Source organism: Streptomyces sp. NPDC058457, assembly GCF_042720695.1.
Taxonomy (GTDB): Bacteria; Actinomycetota; Actinomycetes; order Streptomycetales; family Streptomycetaceae; genus Streptomyces.
Genome location: NZ_JBHXLU010000079.1, coordinates 1 through 6,319, shown reverse-complemented (window position 1 = coordinate 6,319; position 6,319 = coordinate 1). Strand labels below are relative to the sequence as shown.

At 72.5% G+C, this 6,319-nt stretch carries 5 protein-coding genes; 3 read left to right on the top strand and 2 right to left on the bottom strand.

Annotated features, from left to right (window positions below):
• Window positions 1-82: 82 nt before the first annotated feature.
• On the bottom strand, window positions 83-1,147 hold the full coding sequence (locus ACFWPS_RS40810; protein ID WP_383715448.1) for a glycoside hydrolase family 5 protein: 1,065 nt from the start codon (window positions 1,145-1,147) through the stop codon (window positions 83-85).
• A 258-nt stretch (window positions 1,148-1,405) separates the two neighbouring features.
• Here ACFWPS_RS40810 and ACFWPS_RS40805 point away from each other — a divergent pair, with 258 nt between their 5' ends.
• Window positions 1,406-2,500 carry a LacI family DNA-binding transcriptional regulator gene (locus tag ACFWPS_RS40805; RefSeq protein WP_383715445.1) on the top strand — a complete coding sequence of 365 codons (1,095 nt, stop codon included), beginning with the start codon at window positions 1,406-1,408 and terminating at the stop codon, window positions 2,498-2,500.
• On the opposite strand, the gene ACFWPS_RS40800 is transcribed toward ACFWPS_RS40805, so the two are convergent.
• Window positions 2,466-4,037 carry an FAD-dependent monooxygenase gene (locus ACFWPS_RS40800; RefSeq protein ID WP_383715443.1) on the bottom strand — a complete coding sequence of 524 codons (1,572 nt, stop codon included), beginning with the start codon at window positions 4,035-4,037 and terminating at the stop codon, window positions 2,466-2,468. The two genes, ACFWPS_RS40805 and ACFWPS_RS40800, sit on opposite strands and share 35 nt — an antisense overlap.
• 124 nt (window positions 4,038-4,161) lie before the next feature.
• Between ACFWPS_RS40800 and ACFWPS_RS40795 the strand changes: the two genes are divergently transcribed.
• Together ACFWPS_RS40795 and gap are read left to right on the top strand one after the other, a co-directional pair.
• On the top strand, window positions 4,162-5,118 hold the full coding sequence (locus ACFWPS_RS40795; RefSeq protein WP_383715441.1) for a GlxA family transcriptional regulator: 957 nt from the start codon (window positions 4,162-4,164) through the stop codon (window positions 5,116-5,118).
• A gap of 110 nt (window positions 5,119-5,228) precedes the next feature.
• Window positions 5,229-6,224, top strand: coding sequence for a type I glyceraldehyde-3-phosphate dehydrogenase (gap, locus tag ACFWPS_RS40790; protein ID WP_383715439.1), 996 nt, complete (start codon window positions 5,229-5,231; stop codon window positions 6,222-6,224).
• Window positions 6,225-6,319 lie beyond the last annotated feature (95 nt).

Here is a 6,319-nt window from a genome sequence, read left to right as displayed (position 1 = left end):
CGCCGCTTACGGGGCTCCACCGAGCTGCCTGCTTCACGGCGGCCGGGGTGTTCTTGGGGCACCGCGGCCGCCGTGGAGTCGGTCAGCCGCTGACCGGCCTGCCGCGGCCCCAGGCCCAGGCGAGGCGGTCGGCGCCGGACTGGTTGGTGGTGGCCAGCCAGGGCCGGGACGCGTCGCCGATCAGCTTCTGGATGGAGTACGTGTCGTCCGTGCGCAGGCCCGGCCAGTACACCGAGCCCATGCCGAGCTTGCGGAAGGTGTCCGTGTCGGCCTGGATGAAGTTGACGGAGTTGTCGTCGGGAGCGGGCTTGTCGTAGTCGAGGCCCGTGGTCATCGGGGCGCCGAACTCGTCGGCGACCGTGCGGCTCGCGCAGTCGCCGAGCCGCTCCTTGAGGTCGGCCGCCCACTGGTCGTAGGTGGCGTAGCTCTTCCAGAAGCCGTAGTGGTGGAGGGAGAGGTAGGTGCCCTTCAGCCGTGGGTCGGCGCAGACGGTGGTGACGTGGTCGTTGTAGCCGGCGCCGCTGACGAAGACGCGGTCGTGCGGCACGGACGGGTAGGTCGCCAGCCACTTCGCCGCGAGGTCGGCCCATTCGGCGTCGGTGTAGCCGTGCGGCTCGTTCATCGGCTCGAAGTAGACGTGCGGGTCGTGCCGGTAGGTCTGCACGACGGTGTCCCACATGGGCCAGTAGGTGGCCTCGTCGTCGATGAAGCCGTCCTTGTCGGCGCCGGTGCCCTCCCAGTAGGAGACGATCACCTTGAAGCCCTGCGCGGAGGCCGCGTCGATGACCCCGCGGTACGACTTCCAGTACGCGCCGTTGACCGTGTACGGGTTGATGGGCAGCCGTACGGTGTTGGCGCCGAGGTTGGCGCGGAAGGCCGCGATCACCCGGGTCGCCTTGGCGTAGGTCTGGGCGTAGCTGTCGGAGAGTGACAGGCCGGACAGGACCACGGGGTCGTCGGCGTAGTTGTCCCGCGGGTCGGCCCAGTTGACGCCCTTGAACTGGCTGGTGCCGTGGCCCGGTACGGCGGCGGAGGCCGAGGCGGGGCCGCCGGTGAGGGTGGTGGCGCCGACCGCGGCGACGGCGACCGCCGCGAGGGCGGCACGGGTGCGGGGGGTGATACGGGTTCTGGCGGGGGTCTTGCGCATCAACGTGCCCTTTCGGAAGACGGCGGCTCGACGCACGGGCTCGCGGGCCCGACCACGTGTTCACGTAAACATCAACACGGCGTGTTCACGTGAACATCTCCTCCGCGACCGCGCCGACGGGATCTCCGTCCGGGCTGGTCACGCGGCGATGTTTACGTAAACTCGGAAGCGTCGGAATCGTGGCATCCGCCCCTGCGGCCGTCAAGGTTTCCCGCTCCGTAACATCCGGTGTGCGAAGGAGACTTGAGGGGTGAGGCGATGGATCTGAACGAGCCGGAGCAGCAGGTCGCACCGGCCGCGGGCGGGGCACTGCGGGGCGGGTCGGGGGTGCCCGGCGGGCGCCGCAAGCAGCGCGTCTCCATGGCAGACGTCGCCCAACTCGCCGGGGTCTCCTCGCAGACGGTCTCGCGGGTCTCCAACGGGCATCCCGGGGTGGTCAGTTCCACCCGGGAGCAGGTGCTGGCCGCGATGCGGGACCTCGGCTACCGGCCCAACAGCGCGGCCCGCGCACTGCGTTACGGGCGGTTCAACACCATCGGCGTGATCCTGTTCAGCCTGTCCTCCACGGGCAGCAGCCGCACCGTGGAGGCGATCGCCACGCATGCCGCCGCCGAGGGCTACGCGATCACCCTCATCCCCATCGACGTGGCCACGCAGGACAACGTGCTGGGCGCCTTCACGCGGATGGGCGAGCTGGCGGTGGACGCCGTCATCGTCATCATGGAGATCCATCTGCTCGACTCGGCCACCGTGCAACTGCCGCCCGGTGTCCATGTGGTGGTCGTGGACTCGGACGCCGGGGACCGCTACAGCGTGGTCGACACCGACCAGGCCGACGGCGCGCGCCGGGCCGTACGGCACCTGCTGGAGCTGGGCCACCGGACGGTGTGGCACGTGGCGGGTCCCGAGTCCTCGTACGCGGCCCAGCGCCGTGCCCAGGCCTGGTGGGCGGTGCTGGCGGAGGCGGGGTGTCCGGTTCCGGCGCCCCGGCGCGGCGACTGGTCGGCCGAGTCGGGTTACGCGGCCGGACTGGCGCTCGCCCAAGAGCCGGGCTGTACCGCCGTGTTCGCGGCCAACGACCAGATGGCCCTGGGGCTGCTGCGCGCCTTCCACGAACGGGGCCGGTCCGTCCCGGCCGACATCAGTGTGGTGGGCTTCGACGACACCCCGGACGCGGCCTTCTTCATCCCGCCCCTCACCACCGTGCACCAGGACTTCGCCGAGGTCGGCCGCCGCTGTGTGGAGGGCGTCCTGCGCCAGATCCGCACCCGCGACGACTCCCGGCCCGGCACCGACCTCGTCCCGGCCCGCCTGGTGATCAGGGACAGCACCGCCCCGCCGCGCACGACGTGACGGCGGTCAGGGCGTCGCGGAGGACCGAGCCGGCCGACGGGGGATCGGCCCAGCGGGCGGCGATGTGGCCGTCGGGCCGGACGAGGACCGCGCCGCCCTGCGGGCTCAGGCCGTCGGCCTCGGCGTGTTCGCCGGGCAACGGTTCGACCCGCAACGGCCATGGCCCGGTGACGTGTTGCCGCCAGCGGCCGGGGTCCGGGGTGAGCACGGTGAACCACTCGCCGAACGCGTCGAGGGTGGAACGGTCGGGGGTGAGCCAGTGGTGGGGCATGCGGTGGCCCGGCTCCGCGGTGGGCACGTACTCGGTGCCGGCGGCCCCGGGCGGGCCGCCGTCCTGGCCGAGGACGGCGGCGGAGTCGTACACCGTGCCGAGCACCAGGCCCAGCTGTGCGAAGTACCGTTCCGACCAGGGTAGTTCGACCTGCGCCGACGAACCGCTGCGGAGCTGTTCCTTGCGCAGGTCCTGCACCTGGAGCAGGAGGTGGGTGTTGGCGACCGCCTGGCGGAGGGTCTCCTGGGCCACCGGGCGCCGCTCCGTCTCGTACGTCCCCAGCAGGGCGGGGGCGGCCCAGCCCTGGAGTACGCCGGCCAGTTTCCAGGACAGGTTGTGCGCGTCCGCGACGCCGGCGTTCATGCCGAGGCCGCCGATCGGCGGGACGGCGTGCGCGGCGTCGCCTGCCAGCAGCACCCGGCCCCGCCCGAAGCTCTCGGCGACGTACGCGGTCATCGACCAGTGCTGGACCCGCACCACGTCGGCCCGTACCCCGGCACCGGAGCCGAGCGCGTGCGAGACGCGGCCGGACCAGTCGGCCTGCCCGGTGCCGTCGGGTGTGGCGCCGAACCAGGCCCAGCCGCCCTCCGGGTAGAGCGGGGTGAAGGTGCCGAACGCCGTGAAGTAGACCCCGGCGGGCTGGTGCGCGCACCAGCGGGCCAGGTCGGCGTCGAACACGACGGTGGTGTAGTCGCCGAGCGCTCCGGGGCCGGTGGTGGCGATGCCCAGCCGCTCGCGGACGGTGGAGTTCGCGCCGTCGGCGGCGATCACGTACCGGGCCCGGACGCGGGTCTCCGCGCCGTCCTCGCCGTCGAGGAGGACGGCGCGGACGCCCTCCGCGTCCTCTTCCAGATCCAGGAGCTCGGTCCCGAACCGCACCTCTCCCCCGGCGGCGGCGAGCAGGGTGGGCTCCAGCCGGTCCTGCGAGGTGACCACGCCGACGACCGGGCTCTCACCGACCGGGGCCCGCACCCCGACCATCGCGGCGCTGGCGAAGTCGGGGTCGTACAGGGTGTCCCGGAAGCGCACCCGGCCGTACTCGGGTGCGAACGCGTCCGCCGTCACCCTGGCGGCGATCCCGAGCTGCCGGAAGATCTCCATGGACCGCACGTTGACCAGGCGGGAGCGGGGAAACGGGGACAGCTCCCGGTGCTTCTCCACCAGCAGCGCCGGCACACCCCAGCGCGCCAGCAGCGCCCGCGCGGTGAGCCCCACCGGCCCTCCGCCGACGATCAGCACCGGCACCTCTGCGTCCGCTCCAGACATGGCTCCATCATCCGGCGCCGACGGCCGTCCGCAATCGTCGCCCGCGGGTCACCACCCGAACGAGTACCGGGGCCGGCAGGCGGTGCGCGCCGGGCGCGGGGCGGGTCCTCGTACCCTGTTCGATGTGCCTCCCGTCCGCCTGCATCGCGTCGCCGTCCTTGTGCTGGAGGGGGCGAAGCCCCTCGACGTCGGTATCCCGGCGCAGGTGTTCACGACCCGGGCGAGCATGCCGTACGAGGTGCGGGTGTGCGGCGCGGCGCCCGGTCTGGTCACCGGCGGTGACGGGCTGTCGTACCACGTGGCCCACGGCCTCGAAGCGCTGGAGTGGGCGGAGATCGTGTTCGTGCCCGGGTACCGGTTCCCGGACCGGGAGGATCCGCCGCCGGCGGTCGTGGCCGCGCTGCTCGCCGCGCATGAGCGAGGGGCCCGGCTGGCCGCCATCTCGACCGGGGCCTTCGCGCTCGCCGCGACCGGGCTGCTCGACGGCAGGCGCGCCACCACGCACTGGCACTACACACGGGCCCTCGCCGAGAGACATCCGCTGGTCAAGGTCGACGAGAACGTGCTGTTCGTCGACGAGGGCAGTGTGCTGACGTCGGCCGGCGCGGCCTCGGGGATCGACCTGTGCCTGCACATCCTGCGCGGCGACCTCGGCGTGGCCGCCTCCAACCACGCGGCCCGCCGTCTGGTGGCGGCCCCCTACCGCAGCGGTGGTCAGGCGCAGTACGTGCCGCGCAGTGTGCCCGAGCCGCTCGGTGAGCGGTTCGCCGCGACCCGCGAGTGGGCGCTGCACCGGCTCGGCGAGCCGCTCGCCCTGGACGCGCTCGCCCGGCATGCGGGGGTGTCGGCGCGTACCTTCTCGCGGCGGTTCGTGGAGGACACCGGGTACACGCCGATGCAGTGGGTGATGCGCGCCCGGATCGACAGGGCCCGGGAACTCCTGGAACGGTCGGAGCGGAGCGTCGAGCAGATCGCCGACGACGTCGGCCTCGGCACCGGGGCGAACCTGCGGCTGCACTTCCAGCGGATTCTCGGCACGACGCCGAGCGACTACCGGCGCACCTTCACCAAGGGCGAGTAGGGCTGCCCGGGTGAGGCGCTGGCGGGATCCTTTCGAACCATGGCGATCTCGCCGCTGTCACGGACCGGCGGGGGCCGCGAACCTGGTGGCGTAGCGAAGGGACACCACTTATGACTCGTATCGCCGTCAACGGATTCGGCCGCATCGGACGCAATGTGCTGCGGGCCCTGCTGGAGCGGGACAGCAGCCTGGAGATCGTCGCCGTCAACGACCTCACGGAGCCGGCCGCCCTCGCGCGGCTGCTCGCCTTCGACTCGACGGCCGGCCGCCTCGGGCGCCCGGTGAGCGTCGACGGGGACGTCCTCGTCGTCGACGGCCGACGCATCAAGGTGCTCGCCGAGCGCGAGCCGGCGCAGCTGCCGTGGGCCGACCTCGGCGTGGACATCGTGCTGGAGTCGACCGGCCGTTTCACCTCGGCGAAGGCCGCCCGTGCCCACCTCGACGCGGGCGCCCGCAAGGTGCTGGTCAGCGCGCCGTCGGACGGTGCCGACGTGACGCTGGCGTACGGCGTGAACACCGCCGCGTACGACGCGGAGCTGCACACGATCGTCTCCAACGCCTCGTGCACGACCAACGCGCTCGCGCCGCTGGCTGCCGTCCTCGACGAACTCGCCGGCATCGAGCACGGGTTCATGACCACGGTGCACGCCTACACGCAGGAGCAGAACCTGCAGGACGGCCCGCACCGCGATCCCCGGCGGGCCCGTGCCGCCGGGGTCAACATCGTGCCGACCACGACGGGCGCCGCCAAGGCGATCGGTCTGGTGCTGCCGAACCTCGAAGGCAAGCTGTCGGGCGACTCGATCCGGGTACCGGTGCCGGTGGGCTCGATCGTGGAGCTCAACACGACCGTGTCGCGTGACGTGACGCGCGACGACGTGCTGGCCGCGTACCGCGCGGCGGCGGAGGGGCCGCTCGCGGGCGTCCTCGAGTACTCGGACGACCCGCTGGTGTCGTCGGACATCACCGGCAACCCGGCCTCGTCGATCTTCGACTCGGCCCTCACCCGCGTCGACGGCCGCCACGTCAAGGTGGTCGCCTGGTACGACAACGAGTGGGGTTTCTCGAACCGGGTGATCGACACGCTGGAACTGCTCGCGCGTTAGCGGGTTCTGACGGGGGGCGGAGCGGGGGGGGGGGCGGGGCGGGGGGGGGCCGGCCCGCCGCAGGGAGGAGCAGGGAAGAGAAAAAAAAAAAAAAA